Origin of the sequence: Dactylosporangium siamense (assembly GCF_016862795.1) — a bacterium.
Classification (GTDB): Bacteria; Actinomycetota; Actinomycetes; order Mycobacteriales; family Micromonosporaceae; genus Dactylosporangium; species Dactylosporangium siamense.
In genome coordinates, this window is sequence record NZ_BONQ01000188.1 from 1 (window position 1) to 22,075 (window position 22,075).

Here is a 22,075-nt window from a genome sequence, read left to right on the forward strand (position 1 = left end):
GGGCGCCCTGGGTGCAAAGAGGCGGCTGGGAGCGGCGCGTCCTCGCACGCGTTGGACGCCGACCTTCGCCCTCTCGCTCCTTCGGTCTTGGCCTCATGATCGAAGGCCGGTTCTGGTCACCCGCGCGGCCAGGGCGCTCCTTCGATATCGGGAAGATCAACTTCGGCAGCGGGAGAGCCGCAGGCGCTGGCAATCATGAACTACCTGGTGGATTGATGGTCGCCGGCGGCCAGTGATCGACCAGGTAGTGCGGGCGTACTGGGCCAGCCTGAACCCGTTCTGCGGTTGACCCGCTTCCGGCATTGCGTGCAACGGGCTGAGGGCTGCGGACCGGCTCGGCCGGTGATCGAAGGACGACTGTGGTCGGCCGGGTGGCCGGATCGCTCGTTCGATCAAGGTCCCTGGGTGCAAGGGGAGGGGCTCGCGCTTCGCGCGACTCGGGCTGAGGGCGGCGAGTCCTCGCGCTCAGAGAGCGATCACCCGTGTCACCTCATGATCGACGGAGCGCCGCGGCCATGTGGACAGTCGTGTGGGGCAGCTACGACCTGTCGATCCGGAAGCACGGGCGCACGGAGGCGCAGGCGCACGGAAGCACGGAGGCGCAGGCGCACGGAAGCACGGAGGCGCAGGCGCATAGGCGCACGGAGGCACGGAGGCACGGAGGCACGGAGGCACGGGCGCACGGAGGCGCGACCGCACGACGAAGCGCCGAGCCGCGCACGGTGCAGCGTCGCGCCACGCACGACGAGACGCCGAGCGACGCACGATGCAATGTCGCGCCGCGCACGACGGAGCGCCCGGCCGGGCACGACGCACGCGACTCGAACTGTTCGACGTTTTCCGGGACGAAGCGCCAGCGGAGCATCCCGCACCGTCGTCTCGGCGAGCCCTGATGTGAGCTGAGCCGAAACCCGGGAACGGGCAGGACTCAGCGGGGGTCGACTTCGCTGGAGGCCTTGACCGCATAGTGCAGAGCCGTCCGCACGTCCCCGACCTCCAGGACCCGCATCCCCGGCGGTGTGACGCCCGTGGCCGCCGGCCCGCAGCCCGGTGGGACGAGGGCGAACCGGAACCCGAGCCGCGCCGCCTCCGCGAGCCGTCGCGGCACCGCCCCCACCCGGCGCACCTCGCCGGTCAGCCCGACCTCCCCGACGACCACCAGGTCGGGTGGCATCGGCAGGTCGTGGGCGGCCGAGGCGGCGGCGAGGGCCAAGGCCAGGTCGACGGCCGGCTCGGTGACGCGTAAACCGCCGACCGTCGCCGCATACACCTCGCGGTCGTGGAGCTGGATCTGGGCGCGTTGCTGGAGCACGGCGATGATCATGGCGAGGCGGGCGGAGTCGAGGCCGCTGACCGTGCGGCGGGGGGAGCCGGGGGTCTGGGCGCCGATCAGGGTCTGGACCTCGGCGACGAGGGCGCGGCGGCCCTCCATGGCGACGGAGACGCAGGTGCCGGAGACGGCGTCGGCGTAGCGGGTGAGGAACAGGCCGCTGGGGTCAGGGAGGCTGGTGATGCCGCCCTCGTGCATCTCGAAGCAGCCCACCTCGTCGGCGGCGCCGAAGCGGTTCTTCAGGCCGCGGACCATGCGCAGCGAGGAGTGCTTGTCGCCCTCGAAGTTGAGCACGACGTCGACCAGGTGCTCCAGGACGCGGGGGCCGGCGACGTTGCCGTCCTTGGTGACGTGGCCGACGAGGACGGTGGCGAGGCCGCGCTCCTTGGCGATGGCGACGAGGGCGGCGGTGACGGCGCGGACCTGGGTGACGCCGCCGGCCACGCCGTCGGTGCCGGGGGCGGAGATGGTCTGCACCGAGTCGAGGATGAGCAGGCCGGGCTTGACGGCGTCGAGGTGGCCCAGGACGGCGCCCAGGTCGCTCTCGGCGGCCAGGTAGAGCCGCTCGTGCAGGGCGCCGATGCGCTCGGCGCGGAGCCGGACCTGGCTGACGGACTCCTCGCCGCTGATCATGAGGGACGGGGTGTCACCGTGCTTGGCCCACTGCTGGGCGACGTCGAGCAGGAGAGTGGACTTGCCGACGCCGGGCTCGCCGGCGAGCAGGACGACGGCGCCGGGGACGATGCCGCCGCCGAGGACGCGGTCGAACTCGGCCACACCGGTCGGGCGGGCCTGGGCCGGCGCGGCGCTGATCTCGGCGATCGGGCGGGCCGGCTCCAGCGGGGCGCGGCTCGGCACGGCGCGCAGGGCGGAGGGGCCGAGGGCGGCCAACGGAGAGGACTCGATGATCGAGCCCCACTCACCGCACTCGGGGCACCGCCCGATCCACTTGGCCGGCCGGTGCCCACACACGTCGCACTGATAGGCGGCGCCCTTGGTCTTCGTCACCCCCGAAAACTAGCCCAGGGGTACGACAAAATTACTCTTCCTCGTGCCCCACGACCGAGCTCGGCTTCGGCAGCGGGCTCGCCGGCACCGTCATCGGCAGCTCGGGCAGGTTGATGGTGGTGGTGGTGCCGTCCGCATACGTGAAGGTGAACGTCACGTCCGCCAGCGCGGCGCCGGCGGGCAGCGTCTCGCCGGTGAGCTTCTCGACCGCGAGGTAGGTCTTGGTGCCCTGGCTCAGCGCCACGAACCCGTTGACCGGGATCTCCACGCTGATCTTCGACGAGCCCACCGCGGCGGGGGTGGGTGACGGCGTCGGCGACTTCGTCGCGGACGGCGAGGAAGAGGCGGACTTGGAACCGGACGGGGAGCCGGCAGGCGACGGAGGCGCGGAAGAAACGACCGGGGCGGCAGCCGCGGACTGCCCACCCACCAGCACGACAGTGCCGGCAGACCCGGCCGTCACGCTGGTCAGCTTCACCGACTGGCGGGCGTTGTTGAACAGCCGCACCTCGATCGGCACGACGCTGCCGGCCTTGTATCCGTCGGAATACGCCACGACGGCCTCGCGCAGCGCGATCAGGCCGTCCTTGCTCTGAGCGCTGATGCCCGGCACCGCGGCGACCTGAGTGTCGGTCTGCGTGATCTGACCGGCGCTGCACGCGGAGAGCAGGCCGACGCCGAGCACTGCGGAAGCCGCCAGCGCGGCGCCCAGCCCCAAGCGGCGGGAAGCCGGAATCGTACGCGTCACCTTGGGTCCTCCATCTGGATCGGGCGGCCGACTACAGCCTAGATGCCGTTGATCGGCCGACTACGCGCACCCTGACTCTGCCCCGGTCATTCCAGGTTCAGGCCGCTGACCAGCAGAAACACCACATCGATGAGCGCCACGGCGATGACCGACAGGAAAGGGACGCGGGACCTGGGGTTGCGGCGCATGGCGAAGACACCTGCGGAAAGCACGATCAGGGCCACCGCGAGGGTGGGCCAGAACAGCAGCGGCGGCGGCCCGGGCGGCCCGAAGGCCAGGAACACGGTGGCGAGCAGGAGCAGGACGGCCGCGGCGCCGAGCGACCCGCGCCGGCCGATGAGGTGTGGCAGGCCGCGGACGCCGGTGCGCACGTCGTCGTCCAGGTCGGGCAGCGTGTTGACGAAGTGCGCGCCGGCGCCGAGCAGGCCGCCCGCGAACAGCAGCCACACTGGTGGGTCGAGGCCCGCGCCGAGCACGACGAAGGCGGGCAGGCAGGCGAACGACACCGCGTACGGCAGCACCGACACCGGCGTGGACTTCAGCGGCCAGTCGTAGAGCAGCGCCGAGACCAGGGCCACCAGGGCGACAAATCCGGCAGTCATGCCGGACAAAAATCCTAGAACCGCACAAAGCAGCGCCGCGCAGGTGCCGAGGACGACAACCAGCCGCCGCGATAATGCACCGGAAGCAACCGGTTTGTCCGACCGCCCGACCAGGGCATCCCGCGGAGCGTCGAGCGCGTCGTTGATCCAGCCGATCGAGAGCTGGCTGGCCAGCACCGTCGCGGCCGCCGCAACCACGCCCGGCCAGGGTCTTCCGAGTCCGAACGACAGCAGCGCCGCGACCGCCGTGACCGCGGCGGCCGGCTCCGGGTGGCTGGCGCGGACGATTGAGCGAGCTACGGACATCCGGCAAGTGTGGCTGTCGGAGGGGTTCCGTGTCAGTCTCGATCCATGCGATCGACGCGCCGGGCGCGTAACGACCCGGGTCAGTATGACGACCTGGCCGGGGAGTGGTGGCGTCCCGGTTCGCCGCTGTCGATGCTGTACTGGCTGGCCCGTGCCCGCGCCCGGCTCATCCCGCCCGCGGAGCGCGACGGCGCCGTGCTGGTCGATCTCGGCTGCGGCGGCGGGCTGCTCGCCCCGCACATCGCCGACAAGGGCTACCGGCACGTCGGCGTCGACCTGATCGTGTCGGGCCTGGAGCAGGCCGCGGCACACGGTGTGGCGCCCGTGCTGGCGGATGTGCGGCGGCTGCCGTTCGCCGACGGCACCGCCGACGTCGTCAGCGCGGGCGAGCTGCTGGAGCACGTGCCCGACTGGCCGGCGGTGGTCGCCGAGGCGTGCCGCATCCTCAGACCCGGGGGCTGGCTGGTCCTTGACACCCTGGCCGACACCGCCGCGGCGCGGCTGATCGCGGTCCGGCTCGCCGAGGCGATCATTCCCGCCGTCCGTGGCATTCACGACCCAGCCATGCTCGTCGACCCGCGCGCGCTGCAGAAGGTGTGCGCGGGCAACGGCGTGCCGATCGAGGTGCGGGGCGTCCGACCGACGCTGCCCGCGCTCGCCCGATGGCTGGTGACCCGCCGTAACGCTGTGCCGATCGTGCCGACGTTCACCACCGCGATCCTCTACCAGGGGCGCGGCAGAAAGGGGACCCAGTGACAGGTGCCGCGATCGCAGGCATGGGTGTGACATTCCCGGGCCCGATGCGCCAGGACGAGGTGTGGTCGGGCTTCTTCGAGCGGCACTACAACGGCTCCCGCAAGGGACTGGCCAAGCGGATCTTCGAGAACTCCGGCGTGGTCAGCCGGCACGGGGCGGTGAACCCGCTCCTGGAGGACGCGTCGAGCTGGTCGACCGCGAAACGCATGGGCCGCTACCTGACCGAGGCGCTCCCGTTGGGCAAGGACGCGGTCAGTAGCGCACTGGACGCGGCCGGCCTGCGACCGGATGAGATCGGGTTGTTCGTGGTGTGCTCGTGTACTGGGTACGCCACGCCCGGCCTCGACATCCTCCTGGCCCGCGACCTGGGCATGGCCCCGACCACGCAGCGGCTCTTCATCGGCCACATGGGCTGCTACGCCGCGCTGCCCGGCCTCGGCGCCGCGACGGATTTCGTGTCGGCCCGCGGGCGCCCGGCGGTGCTGCTCTGCCTCGAGCTGACCAGCCTGCACGTGCAGCCTCCCAGCGAGGATCCGCAGCAGATCGTGGCGCACGCCCTTTTTTCCGACGCGGCTGCGGCGGTGGTGCTGGTGCCGACCGCCTCCGGCCAGACGGTCGCCGAGATCGCGGCCGTGACGGACACCGCGACGGCGGACCACATGACCTGGGACGTGACGGACCTCGGCTTCCGGATGGGGCTGTCGCCGAAGGTGCCCGACGTCCTGTCGATCTACGTCGCCGATCTGGTCGGTGACCTGCTCTCCCGGCACGGCCTGACCCTCGCCGACGTGGACGGCTGGGCGGTGCACCCGGGCGGCCCGCGGATCCTCGACGTGGTCCGGGACCGGCTGTCGCTGCCGGAGTCGGCCCTGGCGGAGTCGCGGGGGACGCTCGCCGAGCACGGCAACTGCTCGTCCCCGACGGTGCTGCTGATCATCGACGCGCTGCGCCGCCGGGCTGCCGGCCCTCCGAGGAACACGGTCGCGCTGGCCTTCGGGCCCGGGCTCACGCTCTACGGAACGCTCCTACGCGGTTGACGACGGGGTCGCGGCGAGGTTGGCCAGCTCGGTGTCGAAGGAGCTCGCGCTCGTCACCGAGCTGACCGCCCGGATCATCGTGCCGTCGGCGGCGACCAGGATGGCGGCCGTGGTGCGGCTGGTGGCCAGGAACGGCACGGCCGCGCGGACCGAGCTGTTGGGGTCGGCGAGCCGGCGCACCTTTACCTTGTCGTTGAGCCCCGAGGGCAGCGGCGGGATCCGGGCGGCGACCACCAGGACCGTCGTGGACGGGGCCCTGCTGGCGGCGACGGCCTCGACGGTGCCGGTGATGAGCTCCTCGCAGGTGCACCCGTCGACGAGCAGGATCACGCCCGGGGTGAGCTCGCGCAGCGGCACCGACTCGCCCTCCGGGTCGAACAGGCTGAGCCCCGCCAGATATACCACCGCGGCCGGGGACGACGGGGCGAGCTGCGGCGTGCCGTTGGGATTGCGCCGGGGCCACGCGACGGCGAACAGACTGACCAGCGTCGCGATGACGGCGATCGACATGATCAGCAACGGCACCGCGAGCCCGGGAGAATCGTCGTCGGTCCGGCCGATCGGCTCCGGCCTCAGGTGCAGCCGGCGGCGCCAGCGACGGCGGATTGTGGCGCGGCGGAATTGTCGACGGATCGATGTGCCCTCGTCGTCGAGTGCGCCCGCATCGTCGGGAATGATGATCGTGCCCCACTCAGGGGGCAGGTCGGGCAGGCCACCACCGTCTTGTGGTCGCTCACCACCGCCGTTGTCGCCGCGCAGCGTGCCCATCGCTGTTCTCCTCGCACCTGCCTTAACTTTCCCTCAACTGATGGCTACGCGCCAGAGGCGCCACCCATCGAGATGTATGAAGAGTTTCCCACGCTCCGCCGCTGGTGGCATCACGGAGAGTGCTGTTCGGAGCGGTCGCTGAGTGATCTGTACGCACTCGCGACAATCAATCAGATATGTCCTACTGCCTGCGCATTTGCGCGTGCCCTGGGTTGTTGATCCGTTACGCAGCAGGTTCCACGATTCATGTCAAGCGGGAGAAAGGGGACTCACATGTGTTCTGACCTGCGCGAATGCTGCTCTCTGGGGTGGGACGACAGCGCGTGACCGTGTTACCCTAGACACAGCGAAAGGGGTTTCGAACCTATGGTTTTCAGTGTCGGCGAGACCGTTGTCTACCCCCACCACGGGGCCGCACTCATCGAGGCAATCGAGACTCGGGTCGTCAGGGGCGAGGAGAAGCAGTATCTCGTCCTCAGGGTCGCTCAGGGTGACCTGACGGTGCGGGTGCCCGCCGAAAACGCCGAGATCGTCGGCGTGCGCGAGGTGGTTGGCGAGGAAGGCCTGACCAAGGTCTTCGACGTCCTCCGTGCTCCGCACACCGAGGAGCCGACCAACTGGTCGCGGCGGTACAAGGCGAATCTGGAGAAGTTGGCCTCCGGCAATCCGCTCAAGGTCGCAGAGGTCGTGCGTGACCTGTGGCGCCGTGACCGGGAGCGTGGTTTGTCGGCCGGCGAGAAGCGCATGCTGGCCAAGGCTCGGGACATCCTGGTCGGCGAGGTGGCGCTTGCTGAGAAGAGCACCAAGGATGAGGCCGAGACGCTGCTGGACAAGGTGCTGACCGAGGCCTGACATTTCAGCCCGGCTATCACTGAAGACGAGGACCGCGACGTGACGGCGCACCCAAGTGTGCGTGGTGACGTCGCGGTCCTCGTGCCTGCTGCGGGCATGGGGGTCCGACTCGGCCCCGGCGCGCCGAAGGCACTGCGGCTCCTGCGAGGGGAGCCGCTGCTCGTGCACGCCGTTCGCCGGGTGGCTCTGGCCCCCAGCGTCGGCTGCATCGTCGTCGCCGCACCAGCGGATGCCGTGGACGACGTCACCGTGCTGCTGAGCTCCATTGTTGCCGGTGAGACCTGTGTGGCGGCTGAGCCCACCCTGGCAGCTTCCGGTGAGTCCGGTGCTGCGGCTGCCGAGTCCGCTGCTGTCGCTGAGTCTGGTGCTGTCGCTGGGCCGGCTGCTGTCGCTGGGCCGGCTGCTGTCGTGGGGCCGGCCGCTGCGGCGGGGGTTCGGCTGATCGTGGTCGCCGGCGGGGCGAGCCGGCAGGCTTCCGTGGCGGCCGCGCTGGCCGCGGTCCCCGCCGAGTTCGGCATCGTGCTGGTCCATGACGCGGCTCGAGCGCTGACCCCACCGGAGCTGGTGGAGGCAGTCGCGGACGCGGTGCGAGGGGGGCACGGCGCGGTCATACCCGTTCTCGCGGTGGTCGACACCATCAAGCAGGTGGACAATTCCGGCGTCGTCGTCGGCACCGTGGACCGCTCCGTCCTGCGTGCCGTCCAGACCCCCCAGGGCTTCCGCCGCGACGTCCTGACCAGCGCACACGCCGCCGCCGTCGATGATCACACCGACGACGCCGGCATGGCCGAGAAGATCGGCGTCCCCGTGCACACCGTGCCGGGTTCCGAGGCGGCCATGAAGATCACCCGCCCGTTCGACCTGGCCGTCGCCGAGCTGCTGTTCTGACCGTGCGACACCCGCCGGTCTGGCTGCTCGACGTCGACGGCGTGATCAACACCCGCCGCCCCCTGTGGGGTCCCGAGCTGCGGCGCGGCATCGCGCGGTCCGGGGGCGTGGATTGGCCGATCCGATGGGCGCCGGCGCTGATCGCCCGCATCCGCCGCCTTGCCGCCGCCGGTGCTGTCGAGGTGCGCTGGTGCACGACCTGGTGCCCGGACGCCGACGTGCTGGAGCGGCTGTTCGACCTGCCCACTTTCGGCCGGGCGCTGACCGCCGCCGAGCTGGCCGGCGCGGACGACACCGATCCCGTGAAGCTGGCCGCGGCCCGGCGGGTCCTGGCCGAGCGCCGCCGCCTGGTGTGGACCGACGACACCGCCGTGCCCGTCTCGGGTCCTGTGGTCTCCGAGCTGACCGCCGGCGGCCGTGGGCTGCTCATCCGCCCACACCCCCGCCGCGGCCTCCGCCCGAGCGACCTCACCCGGATCGAGTCCTTCGCCCGGAGGGTCCGACGGCCCGGAGGGTCCGAAGCTGACCTTGGCGACTTTGGCACGTCATAGCGTGTCAAAAACGACGGCGGCCCCGGGCGCATGGGCGCCGCGGGGCCGGGTCGGGAAGCGTGAGGGTCAGGCCGGAGCGGCCGACACCGGTGCGATGGCCGGCTGCTTGCGGGGGCGGCGGCGCCACACGAGGTAGGTGCCGACCGAGCCGCCGATGCCCAGGGTGGCGATCATCGCGCCCGCCACGGACATGCCGACCGTGTCGCCGCGGGCGGTGGCGGAGCCGAGGGCCGCGTAGGCGATCGTGGCCGGCAGGGCGCCGAGCAGGGTGCCACCGATGAAGGTGGTGCGGCGGACGCGGGTCGTGCCGAAGACGTAGTTGGCGATGCAGAACGGCACGAACGGGATCATCCGCGAGATGACGACGGCGATGATGCCGCGGTTGGCGACGGCCTGCTCGACGGCGAGGAAGCGGCCGCTGAGGTGGCGGGCCATGAACTCGCGGCCCAGGAAGTGACCGATCGTGTAGGCGATCAGGGCGCCGAGGGTCACGCCGGCCAGGATGTACAGGACGCCGCCGGCGAAGCCGAACAGCACCCCGCCGACGCCGGCGAGGAGGGTCCGGGGGACCAGGGCGGTGGTCAACAGGGCGGTGCCGAAAACGGCGATCGCCGGGGCGAACGGATGGTCTGGGCCCACGGCATGGGTGAGCGACGATTTATCCGGATGAACGATCAGCATCACCACGGACAACGTCGCGACCAGCAGGGCAAGCAGCCCGAAGCGCAAGGCGGCTCCGGAGCGCCACCACTGCCGTGGGGCTTTCGGGGTCGTCTGGTCGCTGCGCACCCGACCTAGCCTAGGCCCGGAACGCCAGGATGCCGAGCCCGATGACGGCTCAGCAACCAGAAGTTCACGATTGTGCACCGATCGTCGTACCCTCCCAAAGTGATCCGGAAATGATGCTGATCGGCAACGGGACCGATGTACACGCGTTCGAAAAGGGCCGTGAATGCTGGGTCGCGGGGCTCAAGTGGGACGGGGTCGACGGGCTCGCCGGGCACTCGGACGGGGACGTCGCGGCCCATGCGATCTGCGACGCGTTGCTGTCCGCGGCCGGCCTGGGTGACCTCGGGGCGAATTTCGGCACGGGCCGCCCCGAGTGGGCCGGCGCATCCGGTGTGACGCTGCTGCGCGAGGCCGCCAGGCTGGTCCGCGCGGCCGGATACGAGATCGGCAACGTGTCCGTGCAGGTCATCGGGGTGGCTCCGAAGGTCGGCCGGCGCCGGGCCGAGGCGGAGGACACGTTGAAGCAGGCGATCGGGGCGATCGTCCGGCTGTCGGGCACCACGACCGACGGGCTCGGGTTCACGGGCCGGGGCGAGGGTCTGGCCGCTACCGCCGTAGCGTTGATCTATCCGGTACCGAAGGGATGAGCCTTGAACGAGACGTTGCGTGAACTGCTGGACCGCCGGGCCTTTCTGGTGCTCAGCACGATCAACCCAGACGGCGCGCCGCAGTCCAGCGTGATCTGGGCCAAGCACGACGGTGACGATGTCGTGTTCTCGACGATCCGGGGGCGCCGCAAGACCCGCAACATGGAGCGCGACCCACGGGTGTCGATCTGCGTGTATGACCCGGCCAACCCGTATCACTACGTCGAGGTCCGCGGCACGGTCGGCCTGGTGGAGGAGGGCGGCCCGGAGCTGATCGACGAGCTCAGCCGCCTCTACGACGGCAAACCGTTCGTCGAGAAGGTCCCCGGCGTCACGCGCGTGGTCTGCCGGGTGACCGCCACCAAGATCATCGATCACTAAGAAAAAAGGCACCCAACCGCCGAACCTCCCGCCGGCGTCATTGCGGTGGGAGGCGATGTGCGCGAGAACTTGGAACGGGAGTACGTGGAGTACTTCCAGCCGCGGCTGCCACAGCTGCACCGGCTGGCGGTGATGCTCTGCGGCGACGCCGACCGTGCCGACGACATCGTGCAGGCGGCGGTGACCATGCTGTACACGCGCTGGCGGCGGGTTCGCGAAGCGGACAACCTCGACGCCTACGTGCGCCGCAGCGTGGTCAACGCGTTCCTGAGCGAGCGCCGGCGCTCCTGGTCCCGGGTCGTGCTGACCGAGACGCTTCCCGATCGTCCGGCTGTCACGGGGCAGCCGGTCGATGAGCGGCTGGAGATCCGCGCCGCGCTCAAGAAGCTGCCGCCGAAGCAGCAGGCGGTCCTGGCGCTGCGGTTCCTGTGCGATCTCCCGGTCGACGAGGTCGCGGAGATCGTCGGCTGCTCGCCGGGGACGGTGAAGAGCCAGACCTCGGACGGGCTGGCGAAGCTGCGCAAACAACTGGGCGCGCTCGCGCCGGCCGGGGGTGCGACGTCATGACCGAGAACCTGCTTTCCCCGCTGCGCGACGTCGACATCCGCCCGACGAGGGTCGACCTGGGCAAGGCCGTGCGGGTCGGGCGGCGCCGGCGCAGGGTCCGGCAGGTCGCGATCGCCGGGCTGGCTGCGGCGGTGGTGCTCGCCACGGCGGTCGCGGTCAACGCCGTGACCGGGCAGCCGCGGTCGATGCCGGCGGACCGGACGCCGGTGCCGCTGCCGACCTCGACGATCGCGCCGCCGCTCGGGGACTGCACGTCTGCCCCGGCCGACGCGCCGTACCTGAGCCGGGACCCGTGGGTGGTGCTCGACGACACCTGGCGGGTCGCCGTGCACCTCGACGCGCCGGGCACAGCACCGGTCGAGGCGGTCCGCTACGTGGACGGCCGGGTGGAGCGCATCCCGGGCGTGCCGAGTCGGCTCCAGGTGGCACTGGTGAACCGGGCCGGTGACTTCGCCGGGATCCACTCGAAGGTCGAGCGCGGCTGGGTGTATCGCGACGGCCGGTTCACCGAGCTCAAGCTGCCCGGCGGCGCGACCCACCTCTCGCTGACCGACATCAACGAGGCCGGCGACATCCTCGGCTCGGTGGACACAGGAAATGCCGGAGGCTACGAGGGGGTCGTCTGGCCGGGCGGCCACCCGGACCGGCCGCGGCTGATCAAGGCTCCGGACGGCAAGCTCGCGCGGGGAGCCGGGATCGCGTGGGACGGCTCGGTCGTCGGCATGGTGATCGGACAGGGGACGTCGACGCCGTATCTGTGGCACCCCGACGGCACCGGCGAGCCGCTGCCGGTGCCGGCGGAGCTGGGACAGAACCTCGAGGTCTCCAACCTGACGGGAGACTGGGCGGTCGGTCCCCACGTTCGATGGAACATCCGTACGCGCCACGCGGACGTGATCAACGACATCGACACGTGGAGCGTGGTCGACATGTACGGGCGGGTGTTCGGGACCGCCGGAAAGGACGCGGTGGTCTGGATCAACGGCACCATCGAGCCTTTGCCGGCAGGAGACGTCAAGTTCGTGCGTAACGACGGCCGGCAGCTGCTGGGCCAGAACTCGAGCGGCACATGGATCCGCTGGAGCTGTGGTTAGACGGTGCGGGCCCAGGTCCACGCGTAGCCGGTGTCCTCGACCGACAGTGCGGGCTCGCACAGGTCGAGGGGCCGGAACGTGTCCAGCATGACCGCCAGCTCGTCGAACGCCTCGGCGCCGATCGCCCGCTCGACCGCGCCCGGCTGCGGGCCGTGGGTGAAGCCGCTCGGGTGCAGCGAGATCGAGCCCTGGACGATGCCGGAGCCGCGCCGGGCCTCGTAGTTGCCGCCGGTGTAGAACAGCACCTCGTCGGAGTCGACGTTGTGGTGGTTGTACGGCACCGGGATGGCGAGCGGGTGGTAGTCGACCTTGCGCGGCACGAACGAGCAGATGACGAAGTTCGGGCCTTCGAAGGTCTGGTGCACGGGCGGCGGCTGGTGCAGCCGTCCGGTGATCGGCTCGAAGTCGTGGATCGAGAACGCCCACGGGTAGAGGCAGCCGTCCCAGCCGACCACGTCGAACGGATGCGTGGCGTAGACGTGCTCGGTCCAGCCACGCCGGTGCTGGACCAGCACGGGGACCTCGGTGGCGTCCTCCAGCAGCGGGGCGGACGGGCCGCGCAGGTCGCGCTCGCAGTACGGCGAGTGCTCCAGGAACTGCCCGCGCTGGGACAGGTACCGCTTCGGCGGGCCGATGTGTCCGGACGCCTCGATCGCCAGCAGCCGCACCTCCTCGGAGGTGGGCACGAGCCGGTGGATGACCGACGTGGGGATGATCGCGTAGTCGCCGGCGGAGAGCTCCAGCAGGCCGAACGTCGACTCCACCCGCAGTGAGCCGGACTCGACGTAGAGGCACTCGTCGCCGATCGCGTTGCGGTACAGCGGGGACGGCATCGTGGCGATCGCATAGGACATGCGCACGTCGTCGTTGGCGAGCAGGTGCTGCCGGCCGCGGATCGCGTCCGCGGGGCCGCCGTCCAGCTTGTGGGTCTGGAAGTGCCGCGGCTTGAGCGGCAGGTTGGGCGCCCGGGTCGTCGTGAACGGCGTGATCGTGGTGGCGGACAGGATCGCCGTCGGTCGATGCTTGTGGTACAGGAGGGACGAGTCGCTCGAAAAACCCTCCTGCCCCATCAGCTCTTCCGCGAACAGCGAGCCGTCCGGCTGGCGAAACTGGGTGTGTCGCTTCGGTGGAACGTCGCCCACGCGACGGTAGTACGGCATCCGCTGCCTCCCGGAAGAAAGTCCGTCCGGATAACGGACAGAGTTGTCCGCCCTGTATAGCGTCCATTAGATTCGGAAGCCGTGTCAAACGCCGTTCCACCTCTGCTGGCCGCCCTGGTCGACGACGCCGCCGTCTTCCCGCCGGGGAACATGCCGCTGCCCGACGCCGTCCCGGCCCACCTCGGCCACCGGGACGGCCCCTGGGCAGCGATGATCGGCCCACTGCTGGTCCCCGCCGACGACCTGCCCGAGATCGCCACCGCGGTCGACGTCGGCATCGTCGGCCCGCCCGGCGCGGTCGAACACGCCCTCGAAACCATCCCCGGTCACCTCACCGTCCGCCAGATCGAGTCACCCGTCGCCAAGCGGGGCGAAGACCCGGCGCCCGGCATCGACCAGCTCGCCGGCCTGCTCCGCAAGAAGGGCGACGAGCCATGGAGTTGGTACTTCGAAGTCCCGCTCGCCTGGGGACTCATGCGGGCCCTCGACCAGTTGGCCCAGCTGCGCGCCGAAGGGCTGCCGGCCGCGGCGAAGTTCCGCACCGGCGGCCTGGCCGCCGAGCTGTTCCCGACCCCGGTCGAGCTGGCCGCCGTGATCTGCGCCTGCCGGGACCGGGAGCTGCCGTTCAAGCTCACCGCCGGCCTGCACCACGCGGTGCGGCACACCGATCCCGACACGGGCCTGGTCCACCACGGCTTCCTCAACGTGCTCGCGGCGACCCTCGCCGCCGCCGGGGGCGCCGAACCCGCCGACCTCGCCGGCATCCTCGCCGGCACCGACGCCCACCCCCTGACGACCACGATCCGCGCCGCGCTGGACGAGCCCCGGCCGCTGTGGGTCGGCTTCGGCAGCTGCAGCGTCGACGAACCGGTCACCGACCTCACCAACCTCGGCCTGCTGCCACGGGAGGTGCGGGCATGACCGCGTGGACCGAGCCTTCTGTGGATGACCCGTTCGGGGTGCACAACCTGCCGCTGTGCGCGACCCGCGACGGCTGGGTCGGCGTGCGGATCGGCGACCTGATCCTCAATCTCGGCGCGGCCGAGGAGGGTGGCCTGGTCGACGCCGGCGGCGCGTTCACCCGCGCGAGCACCCTCAACCGGTTCCTCGCCGCGGGCCGCCCCACCTGGACCCGGGTCCGCGCGCAGCTCACCGACCTGTTCACCGGCCCGCGCCTGGCCGGCAAGGCGGAGCTGCTGCACCCGGTCGACGGGACCGCGCTCGCGCTGCCGTTCGAGGTCGCCGACTACGTCGACTTCTACTCATCCGAGCATCACGCGAACAACCTCAGCCGGCTGTTCCGCCCCGACTCGCCGTCGCTGCTGCCGAACTGGAAGGAGCTGCCGGTCGGCTACCACGGCCGGGCCGGCACCGTCGTGGTCTCCGGCACCGACATCCCGCGCCCGCACGGGCAGCGCAAGGCGCCCGACGAGGAGCGTCCCGGCTACGGGCCGTCCCGGCGGCTGGACATCGAGGCCGAGCTGGGGTTCGTGGTCGGCACGCCGTCCAGCGGCCCGATCGACGTCGACGACTTCCGCGAGCACGTGTTCGGCGCGGTCCTGGTCAACGACTGGTCCGCCCGCGACATCCAGGCCTGGGAGTATCAGCCGCTCGGCCCGTTCCTCGGCAAGTCGTTCGCGACGTCGATCTCGCCGTGGGTGGTGCCCCTGGACGCCCTGGAACCGGCCCGCACCGAGGCGCCCGTCCAGCACCCACCGGTCCTGGACTACCTGCGGGAGGCGGAGCGGTACACGTACATCATCCGCTTTGAGGTCTTCTGGAACGGCACACTCGTCGCGCAGCCGCCATACGAGGGTGTGTACTGGACTCCGGCGCAGCAGCTCGCCCATCTCACCGCGAACGGTGCGTGGGCCCGAACGGGTGACCTCTACGCCTCCGGCACCATTTCCGGCCCCACGCCGGAGCAGACCGGGTCATTCATCGAGCGGACGTGGAACGGCGCACAGCCGGTCCGACTTGACGACGGCACGACCCGTAGCTTTCTGCTCGATGGCGACACGGTCACGATTTCGGCTACCGCGCGGGGTCCGGGTGGCCCGGCCGATGCCGCCATGATTGGCTTCGGTGAGGTGAGGGGCACAGTGGTGACACGGGTGTGAGAAGCCCGGCGATCGACGGTCACCGTGAGCAGAATGCGACTTAAGCCGGGTATGGTGCCCGGCGGAGGTGGTTATGGGGACGGGTCGTGCGGGGCGGCGATTCAGCGTGCGTCCACGAAACTGGCCCCGGTCCTTGCGCCGGGTCCTCACTGCGATCCTCGCGATCCTGGTGCTCGCGGCGATGGGCGTCACGGCGTACCGGACCCTGAAGCCGGCGGAGACCGTCAGCCGGGCCAACAAGCCGGTGCCGTCGCCCGAGCCCATCCAGTCGATCCAGTACGCGGAGCTGCCCTCCGCGCCGCTGATCGTCGAGGGCCGGCTGCGCGTCTACACCGAGCAGCGGCGCGTCTTCGCCGACACGCCCGTGACCGCGCAGCGCGAGATGACGCCGCACTGGGCGTATCGGCGCTGGCCCGCCGAGGTCGTCTCGATCGTCGCGGTCGAGAAGCCCGCCAGCGGCGTCGGCCTCTCCGTCGTGGTGACCAAGTGGTCCGACGGTGAGATCGTCGCCCTCGACGCGGAGAAGGGCGACATCGTCTGGCAGGTCCGCATCGACCCCGCCGACGGCGAGACGTTCAAGGGCCGCCGCACCGGCGCGAAGACCATGTACTCCCCGGAGGACCTGTTCGTCACCACCTCCTCCGTGGACCACCAGCCGATCGTCATCGCCACCGGCAAGGACGTCGCGCAGGCCATCGACCCGGCCGACGGCAAGGTCCGCTGGACCCACTCCTTCGCCGCCACCCCCGGCTGCCACGCCGTCGACTGGACCGGCCTCGACGCGTATTTCGTGAAGGACACCTGCGCGAAGCCCGCGACGCTGGAGGTCTACGACGCCGGCACCGGCACCCTGCTCACCACCTGGCGCCCGCCGGGCGCGTCGATCGGCCCCGACAACGTCACCAACTGGTTCCTCGAGCCGACGTCCTGCCAGCTCGGCCGCTCCGGCTGCGTCCTGTTCAAGGCCGCCCCGACCGGCGACGTGGTCAGCTACGCCGACGCGGCGTCCGGCGTCGGCAGCGTCACCCCGACGTACTGGGCCCTCGGCGCCGACCACATCGTCAAGTCGGAGCTCATCCCCGACAAGGACAAGGTCGTGGTCGTCGGCGACGTCCTCGCCGAGCAGGTCGTCGGCGGCTACATCTGGGCGTTCTCCCGCACCACCGGCCAGCGCCAGTGGATGTCCGAGGTCGCCGGCACCCTGATCGGCGCCGACCAGCGCAACGTCTACCTGATCAACAAGGACTACCAGCTCCTGGTCCTGAACCTGATCACCGGCGCGGTCACCTCCAGCACCGAACTGCGCATCCGCCCGGAGGACCGGTTCGTGTTCAGCGAGCTGTACCTGCACGGCGGCTACCTCGTGATCGAGCGCCTGCACACCACCAACGCGTCGGAGATCGACGACAAGTACTACTTCAGCATGAACACCGTCGTGCTCGTGGGTATCGGCTGATGCGCTCTTCGGCGGTCGCGCTGGTGCTGGTCGCTCTCGTCGCGGGCTGTAGCGGGGAGAGTGACCACGGTCATGCCCCGCCGGTCGGCTCCGCTTCCGTCGTGGCCACCGCTTCCGGGCCGATCTCCACCGGGCCGTTCAACGCGACGGACGTGCAGTTCGCCACCGACATGATCCCGCACCACCAGCAGGCGGTCGACATGACCACGCTCGCCGCCACCCATGCGTCGAGCGCCGAGGTCAAGGCCCTGGCGGCGAAGATCCGCAAGGAGCAGGAGCCGGAGATCGCGACGATGTCGGGCTGGCTCATGGCCTGGGGCGAGCCGGTCCCGAGCCCGGGCGCGATGCACCACGACTCGGGCGACATGGGCGGGATGCCCGGCATGCTGACCGACACCGAGTTGCACCAGCTGGGCGCGGCGACCGGTCCCGCGTTCGACAAGCTGTTCCTGACCCTGATGATCAAGCACCACGAGGGCGCGGTCGAGACCGCCACGACGGCGCAGTCCCAGGGCTCGGCGGTGAAGCAGCTCGCCGGCGCGATCGTGACCAGCCAGACCGCCGAGATCGCCGAGATGAAGGCCCTGCTCGACAAGCTCCCGTAGGCCGCCGCTCATGGTCCGGAAGGCCTGGGGTGCCCCAGAGCCTCCCGGATCGCGATGGATCCCTAAACGCAGTCGAGGAAGGCGTCGTTCTCGCCCGGGGAGCTGATCGTGACGCGGACGCCGTCGCCGGCGAAGGCGCGGACGATGACGCCGGACTCCTCGCACTTCGCGGCGAAGTCGGTGGCGGCGTCGCCGAGGGGGAGCCAGAAGAAGTTGGACTGCGTGTCGGGGACGTCGGGGTACACCTTGCGAACGGCGGAAACGACCCGCTCCCGCTCGGCGGTGATGAGGTCGACCCGGCGCTGCATCTCGTCGGACGCCTGCAGGGCGGCGAGGGCCGCGGCCTGCGCCGTCGCGGAGGTGGAGAACGGGGTGACGACCTTGCGCACGGCGGCCGCGACCTCGGGTGAGCCGACGAGGTAGCCGACCCGCAGGCCGGCCAGGCCCCACGCCTTGGACAGGGTGCGCAGGACGACGACGTTCGGGCGGTCGCCGTACGTGGCGATGCCGTCCGGCACGTCGGGGTCGGTGACGAACTCGCGGTACGCCTCGTCGAGGGCGACCAGGACCGTCGGCGGCACGGCGTCCAGGAACGCGTCGAGCTCGGCTTTCCCCACCGCGGTGCCGGTCGGGTTGTTGGGGTTGCAGACGATGACCAGGCGGGTCTTGTCCGTGATCGCGGCGGCCATGGCCGGAAGGTCGTGGCCGTGCGTGCCGGTGTTCGGCACGCGGACGCTGGTCGCGCCGCTGGTCGCGGCGATGATCGGGTACGCCTCGAACGAGCGCCACGCGTAGATGGCCTCGTCGCCGGGGAGGCAGGTGGTGCGGAACAGGTGCTCGGTGAGCGCGACGGAGCCGCAGCCGGTGGCGATGCGGTCCGGGTCGACGCCGAGGCGGTCGCTCAGGGCGGCGCGCAGCGCGGTGGCGCCCGGGTCCGGGTACCGGTGGGCGCCGGTGATCGAGGCGGCGACCGCGTCGACGACGCCGGGCAGCGGGCCGTAGGGGACCTCGTTGCTGGCCAGCTTGATCGCGCCGGGCACGGTGCGGCCGGCGACGTAGGCGGGCAGGGCGTCGAGGTCTGCGCGGGTGAGGCGGGTCATGACTGGTCTCCGGAGGAATCTGAAATCGGCTGTGACGGCGACGGGACGTCCTGCACCACGACGGTGCCGGCCGAACGGTCGTGGAAGGCGCGGTGCAGCGGCCAGTCGATCACCGGCGAGAGGCTGTCGAGGAACTGCAGCAGGAAGCCGACGCCGCAGGTCCACAGCAGCACCGACAGGCCGAGCGGGTTCCACCGGCGGATGGCGCGGCCGAAGCCGATCGGCTCCTCGCTCTCCAGCCGCATGACCTTGATCTTCAGCAGGCGCTTGCCGAGCGTCTGGCCGCTGCTGGCGATGGAGGGCACCTCATATGCGAACCAGAGCGCGGCGATCAGCAGCAGGATCACGATCTGCAGCGGCCCGGCCCGGTCCGGCTGCACGATGTCACTGGTCGACTCGTTGGCCCGGATGCGGTCCCAGGTCTCCTGGAAGACCGGGGACATCTCGCGCAGGTACTGGTAGATGAAGTAGCCGGTGACCAGCGTGTTGAGCAGCAGCAGCGCGGCGATGTCGACCAGCCGGGCGAGCAGCCGGGCGCCGAGGCCGGCGACCCGCCGGCCGTGCGGCATGGCCGTGGCGAGGGCCTGCCCGGCGGCGATGGCCTGCGGCGGTAGCAGCACCTGGACCGCGCCGGACGGGTACCCGCCGGGCGGCAGCGTGCCCTGCGGGTGCACCCCTGGCGGCAGCGGCGCGCCGGGCGGCAGCACGATCGCGCCGGGTGGCAGCTGGCCGGGCGGGAAGCCGCCGGGCGGCACGGGCGTGCCGGGCGGGAGGATGACCGCGCCCAGGTGCGGGGCCGTCGGAGCCTCGACGGGTGCTGGCGGCGCGACGGCTGGGGGGCCTTCCGGCGGGACCTCGTCGGCTGGGATGGGCTCGCCGAGCCAGCCTTCACCGTCCCAGTACCGCTGGACGGCCTGATCGACGGGATCCTTGTACCAACCTGGAGCTGTCACCTGTTGACCTTTACCACAACCGTCTGGGCGAACTTGTCGTGCAGGCACTGCTGGAACGGTTTGTCCCACAGCTGCCACAGCCCGTCGATCCAGTTGAAGAACGGAATGATGATCCCGCCGACGTACTGTGCCAGCCAGCGCTTTCCTGCCACGCCGCGGGTGATCGGCGCACCCGGGTCGTCGAGCCGGAGCAGGTCCAGGCCGAGTGCCCGCTTGCCCAGTGTGACACCGCGGCGGCTCGGGTACAGCTCGACGTGGTACAGGTAGTTCAGCCCGACCATGATCACGATGATCGCGAAATATCCGATGATCAGCGGGAGGACGAACAGCGACGTGTCGGGTGAGCTGATGATCTGCCCGGTCTCGGGGTCGGTCTCCACATCGGCGGCCAGCGCCGTGACCCAGGCGACCATGCCGAGCACCGCCGGGATCATGACCGCCATCGACACCACGATGAAGACGGCGCCGTCGATGAGGTACGCACCGAGCCGCAGGCCGAACCCGGCGAGCGGCTGACCGTTGGGCGCCAGCGGCACCGGCGGAGGCCCGTAGTAGGCCTGCGCCGGCACGCCGTACGCGTTCTGCGGGTAACTGGGCTGCGCATATGGGTTGTGCTGCGGCTGTTGTTGGGGGTACGTCACCCCGACAGTGTTACAGGTTCCCGCGACGTTCCTGTTCCCGCTCGATTGCCTCGAAGAGGGCCTTGAAGTTGCCCTTGCCGAAGCCGAGGGAACCGTGCCGCTCGATCAGCTCGAAGAAGACGGTCGGGCGGTCCTGGACGGGCTTGGTGAAGATCTGCAACAGGTACCCGTCCTCGTCGCGGTCCACCAGGATGCCGCGCGCCTTCAGGTCCTCGATCGGCACCCGGACCCGGCCGATGCGGGCCCGCAGCTCCGGGTCGTCGTAGTACGAGTCGGGCGTGATCAGGAACTCCACCCCGGCGGCCCGCATCAGGTCGACGGTCCGCAGGATGTCACCGGTGGCCAGCGCGATGTGCTGCGCGCCCGGCCCGCCGTAGAACTCCAGATACTCGTCGATCTGCGACTTCTTGCGCGACACGGCCGGCTCGTTGAGCGGGAACTTCACCTTGCGGGTGCCGCTGGCGACGACCTTGCTCATCAGCGCCGAGTATTCGGTGGCGATGTCGTCCCCGACGAACTCGGCCATGTTCGTGAACCCCATGACCCGGCGGTAGAACTCGACCCACTCGTCCATGCGGCCCAGCTCCACGTTGCCCACCACGTGGTCGACGGCCTGGAAGAACCGCTTCGTCGGCGGGGTCACGATCGGCTGCCTCGGCACGAACCCGGGCCGGAACGGGCCGCTGTACCGGGAGCGGTCGATCAGCGTGTGGCGGGTCTCGCCGTACGTCGCGATCGCCGCGATCCTGATGACGCCGTGCTCGTCCTCTTCGTCGTGCGGGGCCTCGACGCTCGTCGCGCCCTGCCGCAGCGCGTGCGCGTAGGCGGTGTCGACGTCCGGCACCTCGAGCGCGATGTCGGCGATACCGTCGCCGTGCCGCTCGTAGTGCTGCGTCGCCGCCGCCTGCCGGTGCACCCCACCGGCGAGGACGAACGTCGCCGAGCCGGACCTCAGCACGTACTCCGCGTGGTCGCGATACCCCTGCTCGGGCCCGCGGTACGCGACGAGCGTCATCCCGAACGCCGTCGAGTAGTAGTGCGCGGCCTGCTTGGCGTTCCCGACGTAGAACCGGACGTGATCGAGCCCCGTCAGCGGGAACGGGTCATGCGACACGTCGTGCTCGACAGCACCGATGAGCTCGTTGACGTCTTCGATAGCGCGGGTCATACGCTCAGCCTCGCCGCTCGCGCCGCAGCTGGGCAAGGAACGCTATTCTGCATGGTCAGGTTGCTCATATTGTCGAGGTTTTCGGGGGTACGGGTGGACAAGTTGCCCAATCCGATCGACGTGTTGGACGCGCGGCTGATCGGCCTGCTGGCGGCGGAACCGCGGATCGGCGTGCTGGAGTGCTCCCGCCGCCTGCACGTCGCCCGCGGCACGGTGCAGGCGCGGCTCGACCGGCTGACGGAGCGCGGGGTGATCAGGGGGTACGGCCCGGAGATCGACCCGGCGGCGCTGGGCTACGGGGTGACGGCGTTCGTGACGCTGGAGATCCGGCAGCGCTTCGGGCACGACCCGGTCGCCGCCCACCTGGCGGAGATCCCGGAGGTCCTGGAGGCGCACACGATCACGGGGTCCGGGGACCTGATGTGCCGGATCGTGGCGCGCTCGAACACCGACCTGCAGCGGGTGATCGACCGGGTGATGGGCTTCGACGGGATCGAGCGCTCCTCGACGATCATCGCCCTCGCCGAGCAGATCCCCCACCGAACCCTGCCCCTGGTCACCGCCGCCGCCCGCTCTTCCCCGTGATCCAGAAGACCTCGTGTACCCAG

General features: G+C 70.7%; 24 protein-coding genes. 14 read left to right on the top strand and 10 right to left on the bottom strand.

All coding sequences use genetic code 11. From position 1 onward, the window contains the following. Nucleotides 1-928 precede the first annotated feature (928 nt). From radA to Dsi01nite_RS54140, 3 genes are all read right to left on the bottom strand, one after another. Nucleotides 929-2,338, bottom strand: coding sequence for a DNA repair protein RadA (radA, locus tag Dsi01nite_RS54130; RefSeq protein WP_203854354.1), 1,410 nt, complete (start codon nt 2,336-2,338; stop codon nt 929-931). A 31-nt stretch (nt 2,339-2,369) separates the two neighbouring features. After that, entirely contained in the window at nt 2,370-3,086 is a 717-nt protein-coding gene (locus Dsi01nite_RS54135; RefSeq protein WP_203854355.1) for a hypothetical protein, read from the bottom strand. An 86-nt stretch (nt 3,087-3,172) separates the two neighbouring features. Beyond that, nucleotides 3,173-3,994 (bottom strand): UbiA family prenyltransferase, encoded by an 822-nt coding sequence (locus Dsi01nite_RS54140; RefSeq protein WP_239137184.1) that lies wholly within the window; start codon nt 3,992-3,994, stop codon nt 3,173-3,175. Between the two features lie 45 nt (nt 3,995-4,039). Here Dsi01nite_RS54140 and Dsi01nite_RS54145 point away from each other — a divergent pair, with 45 nt between their 5' ends. Both Dsi01nite_RS54145 and Dsi01nite_RS54150 read left to right on the top strand, forming a co-directional pair. Beyond that, the gene (locus Dsi01nite_RS54145; protein ID WP_203854356.1) at nt 4,040-4,750 is read left to right on the top strand and encodes a methyltransferase domain-containing protein; all 711 of its coding nucleotides are present in this window, start codon (nt 4,040-4,042) and stop codon (nt 4,748-4,750) included. A gap of 20 nt (nt 4,751-4,770) precedes the next feature. Then, complete coding sequence (locus Dsi01nite_RS54150; protein ID WP_203854357.1) at nt 4,771-5,787, top strand: type III polyketide synthase; 1,017 nt, start codon at nt 4,771-4,773, stop codon at nt 5,785-5,787. Here the strand turns inward: Dsi01nite_RS54150 and Dsi01nite_RS54155 are convergent. Beyond that, nucleotides 5,776-6,555 carry a hypothetical protein gene (locus Dsi01nite_RS54155; RefSeq protein WP_203854358.1) on the bottom strand — a complete coding sequence of 260 codons (780 nt, stop codon included), beginning with the start codon at nt 6,553-6,555 and terminating at the stop codon, nt 5,776-5,778. The two genes, Dsi01nite_RS54150 and Dsi01nite_RS54155, sit on opposite strands and share 12 nt — an antisense overlap. Nucleotides 6,556-6,921: 366 nt before the next feature. On the opposite strand from Dsi01nite_RS54155, the gene Dsi01nite_RS54160 reads away from it, so the two are divergent. Genes Dsi01nite_RS54160 through Dsi01nite_RS54170 form a run of 3 tightly spaced genes read left to right on the top strand, consistent with a single transcriptional unit; the run spans nt 6,922 to nt 8,846 of the window. Continuing rightward, nucleotides 6,922-7,407, top strand: a complete 486-nt coding sequence (locus Dsi01nite_RS54160) for a CarD family transcriptional regulator (protein WP_033363204.1) — start codon at nt 6,922-6,924, stop codon at nt 7,405-7,407. Between the two features lie 39 nt (nt 7,408-7,446). Further along, the gene (locus tag Dsi01nite_RS59250; protein ID WP_425554591.1) at nt 7,447-8,295 is read left to right on the top strand and encodes an IspD/TarI family cytidylyltransferase; all 849 of its coding nucleotides are present in this window, start codon (nt 7,447-7,449) and stop codon (nt 8,293-8,295) included. 2 nt (nt 8,296-8,297) lie between these two features. Continuing rightward, on the top strand, nt 8,298-8,846 hold the full coding sequence (locus Dsi01nite_RS54170; protein ID WP_203854359.1) for an HAD domain-containing protein: 549 nt from the start codon (nt 8,298-8,300) through the stop codon (nt 8,844-8,846). Nucleotides 8,847-8,912: 66 nt separating this feature from the next. Here Dsi01nite_RS54170 and Dsi01nite_RS54175 read toward each other — a convergent pair whose 3' ends face one another. Next, the gene (locus tag Dsi01nite_RS54175; protein ID WP_203854360.1) at nt 8,913-9,635 is read right to left on the bottom strand and encodes a TVP38/TMEM64 family protein; all 723 of its coding nucleotides are present in this window, start codon (nt 9,633-9,635) and stop codon (nt 8,913-8,915) included. A gap of 110 nt (nt 9,636-9,745) precedes the next feature. Between Dsi01nite_RS54175 and ispF the strand changes: the two genes are divergently transcribed. From ispF to Dsi01nite_RS54195, 4 genes are read left to right on the top strand one after another with little or no spacing between them, the layout of a single operon-like run. After that, nucleotides 9,746-10,222 (top strand): 2-C-methyl-D-erythritol 2,4-cyclodiphosphate synthase, encoded by a 477-nt coding sequence (ispF, locus tag Dsi01nite_RS54180; RefSeq protein ID WP_203854407.1) that lies wholly within the window; start codon nt 9,746-9,748, stop codon nt 10,220-10,222. Nucleotides 10,223-10,225: 3 nt separating this feature from the next. Further along, nucleotides 10,226-10,603, top strand: coding sequence for a PPOX class F420-dependent oxidoreductase (locus tag Dsi01nite_RS54185; protein ID WP_203854361.1), 378 nt, complete (start codon nt 10,226-10,228; stop codon nt 10,601-10,603). A 57-nt stretch (nt 10,604-10,660) separates the two neighbouring features. Continuing rightward, nucleotides 10,661-11,170: a SigE family RNA polymerase sigma factor gene (locus tag Dsi01nite_RS54190; RefSeq protein WP_203854362.1), complete on the top strand. Its 510-nt coding sequence runs from the start codon at nt 10,661-10,663 to the stop codon at nt 11,168-11,170. Further along, nucleotides 11,167-12,264: a hypothetical protein gene (locus Dsi01nite_RS54195; protein ID WP_203854363.1), complete on the top strand. Its 1,098-nt coding sequence runs from the start codon at nt 11,167-11,169 to the stop codon at nt 12,262-12,264. The genes Dsi01nite_RS54190 and Dsi01nite_RS54195 overlap by 4 nt, the downstream gene beginning before the upstream one ends. On the opposite strand, the gene Dsi01nite_RS54200 is transcribed toward Dsi01nite_RS54195, so the two are convergent. Then, nucleotides 12,261-13,424, bottom strand: a complete 1,164-nt coding sequence (locus Dsi01nite_RS54200; protein ID WP_203854364.1) for a homogentisate 1,2-dioxygenase — start codon at nt 13,422-13,424, stop codon at nt 12,261-12,263. The two genes, Dsi01nite_RS54195 and Dsi01nite_RS54200, sit on opposite strands and share 4 nt — an antisense overlap. A gap of 81 nt (nt 13,425-13,505) precedes the next feature. Here Dsi01nite_RS54200 and Dsi01nite_RS54205 point away from each other — a divergent pair, with 81 nt between their 5' ends. The 4 genes from Dsi01nite_RS54205 to Dsi01nite_RS54220 all read left to right on the top strand — a co-directional run bounded on the left by Dsi01nite_RS54205 (nt 13,506) and on the right by Dsi01nite_RS54220 (nt 17,605). Further along, complete coding sequence (locus Dsi01nite_RS54205) at nt 13,506-14,345, top strand: hypothetical protein (RefSeq protein WP_203854365.1); 840 nt, start codon at nt 13,506-13,508, stop codon at nt 14,343-14,345. Beyond that, nucleotides 14,342-15,544: a fumarylacetoacetase gene (gene fahA / locus Dsi01nite_RS54210; RefSeq protein WP_203854366.1), complete on the top strand. Its 1,203-nt coding sequence runs from the start codon at nt 14,342-14,344 to the stop codon at nt 15,542-15,544. Before Dsi01nite_RS54205 ends, fahA begins: the two co-directional genes overlap by 4 nt. Before the next feature lie 106 nt (nt 15,545-15,650). Beyond that, nucleotides 15,651-17,000: an outer membrane protein assembly factor BamB family protein gene (locus tag Dsi01nite_RS54215; RefSeq protein ID WP_203854367.1), complete on the top strand. Its 1,350-nt coding sequence runs from the start codon at nt 15,651-15,653 to the stop codon at nt 16,998-17,000. 101 nt (nt 17,001-17,101) lie between these two features. Next, a complete protein-coding gene (locus Dsi01nite_RS54220) occupies nt 17,102-17,605 on the top strand; it encodes a DUF305 domain-containing protein (RefSeq protein ID WP_203854368.1) in 504 nt (167 codons plus the stop codon). Between the two features lie 62 nt (nt 17,606-17,667). Here the strand turns inward: Dsi01nite_RS54220 and hisC are convergent, their stop codons facing one another. From hisC to hppD, 4 genes are read right to left on the bottom strand one after another with little or no spacing between them, the layout of a single operon-like run. Then, nucleotides 17,668-18,705, bottom strand: a complete 1,038-nt coding sequence (gene hisC / locus Dsi01nite_RS54225; protein ID WP_203854369.1) for a histidinol-phosphate transaminase — start codon at nt 18,703-18,705, stop codon at nt 17,668-17,670. After that, nucleotides 18,702-19,658: an RDD family protein gene (locus Dsi01nite_RS54230; protein WP_203854370.1), complete on the bottom strand. Its 957-nt coding sequence runs from the start codon at nt 19,656-19,658 to the stop codon at nt 18,702-18,704. The genes hisC and Dsi01nite_RS54230 overlap by 4 nt, the downstream gene beginning before the upstream one ends. Continuing rightward, complete coding sequence (locus Dsi01nite_RS54235; protein ID WP_203854371.1) at nt 19,655-20,299, bottom strand: RDD family protein; 645 nt, start codon at nt 20,297-20,299, stop codon at nt 19,655-19,657. Before Dsi01nite_RS54235 ends, Dsi01nite_RS54230 begins: the two co-directional genes overlap by 4 nt. Before the next feature lie 10 nt (nt 20,300-20,309). Beyond that, nucleotides 20,310-21,467, bottom strand: a complete 1,158-nt coding sequence (gene hppD, locus Dsi01nite_RS54240; RefSeq protein WP_203854372.1) for a 4-hydroxyphenylpyruvate dioxygenase — start codon at nt 21,465-21,467, stop codon at nt 20,310-20,312. A 93-nt stretch (nt 21,468-21,560) separates the two neighbouring features. On the opposite strand from hppD, the gene Dsi01nite_RS54245 reads away from it, so the two are divergent. Then, the gene (locus Dsi01nite_RS54245; protein ID WP_239137186.1) at nt 21,561-22,052 is read left to right on the top strand and encodes an Lrp/AsnC family transcriptional regulator; all 492 of its coding nucleotides are present in this window, start codon (nt 21,561-21,563) and stop codon (nt 22,050-22,052) included. The last annotated feature ends 23 nt before the right edge of the window (nt 22,053-22,075 follow it).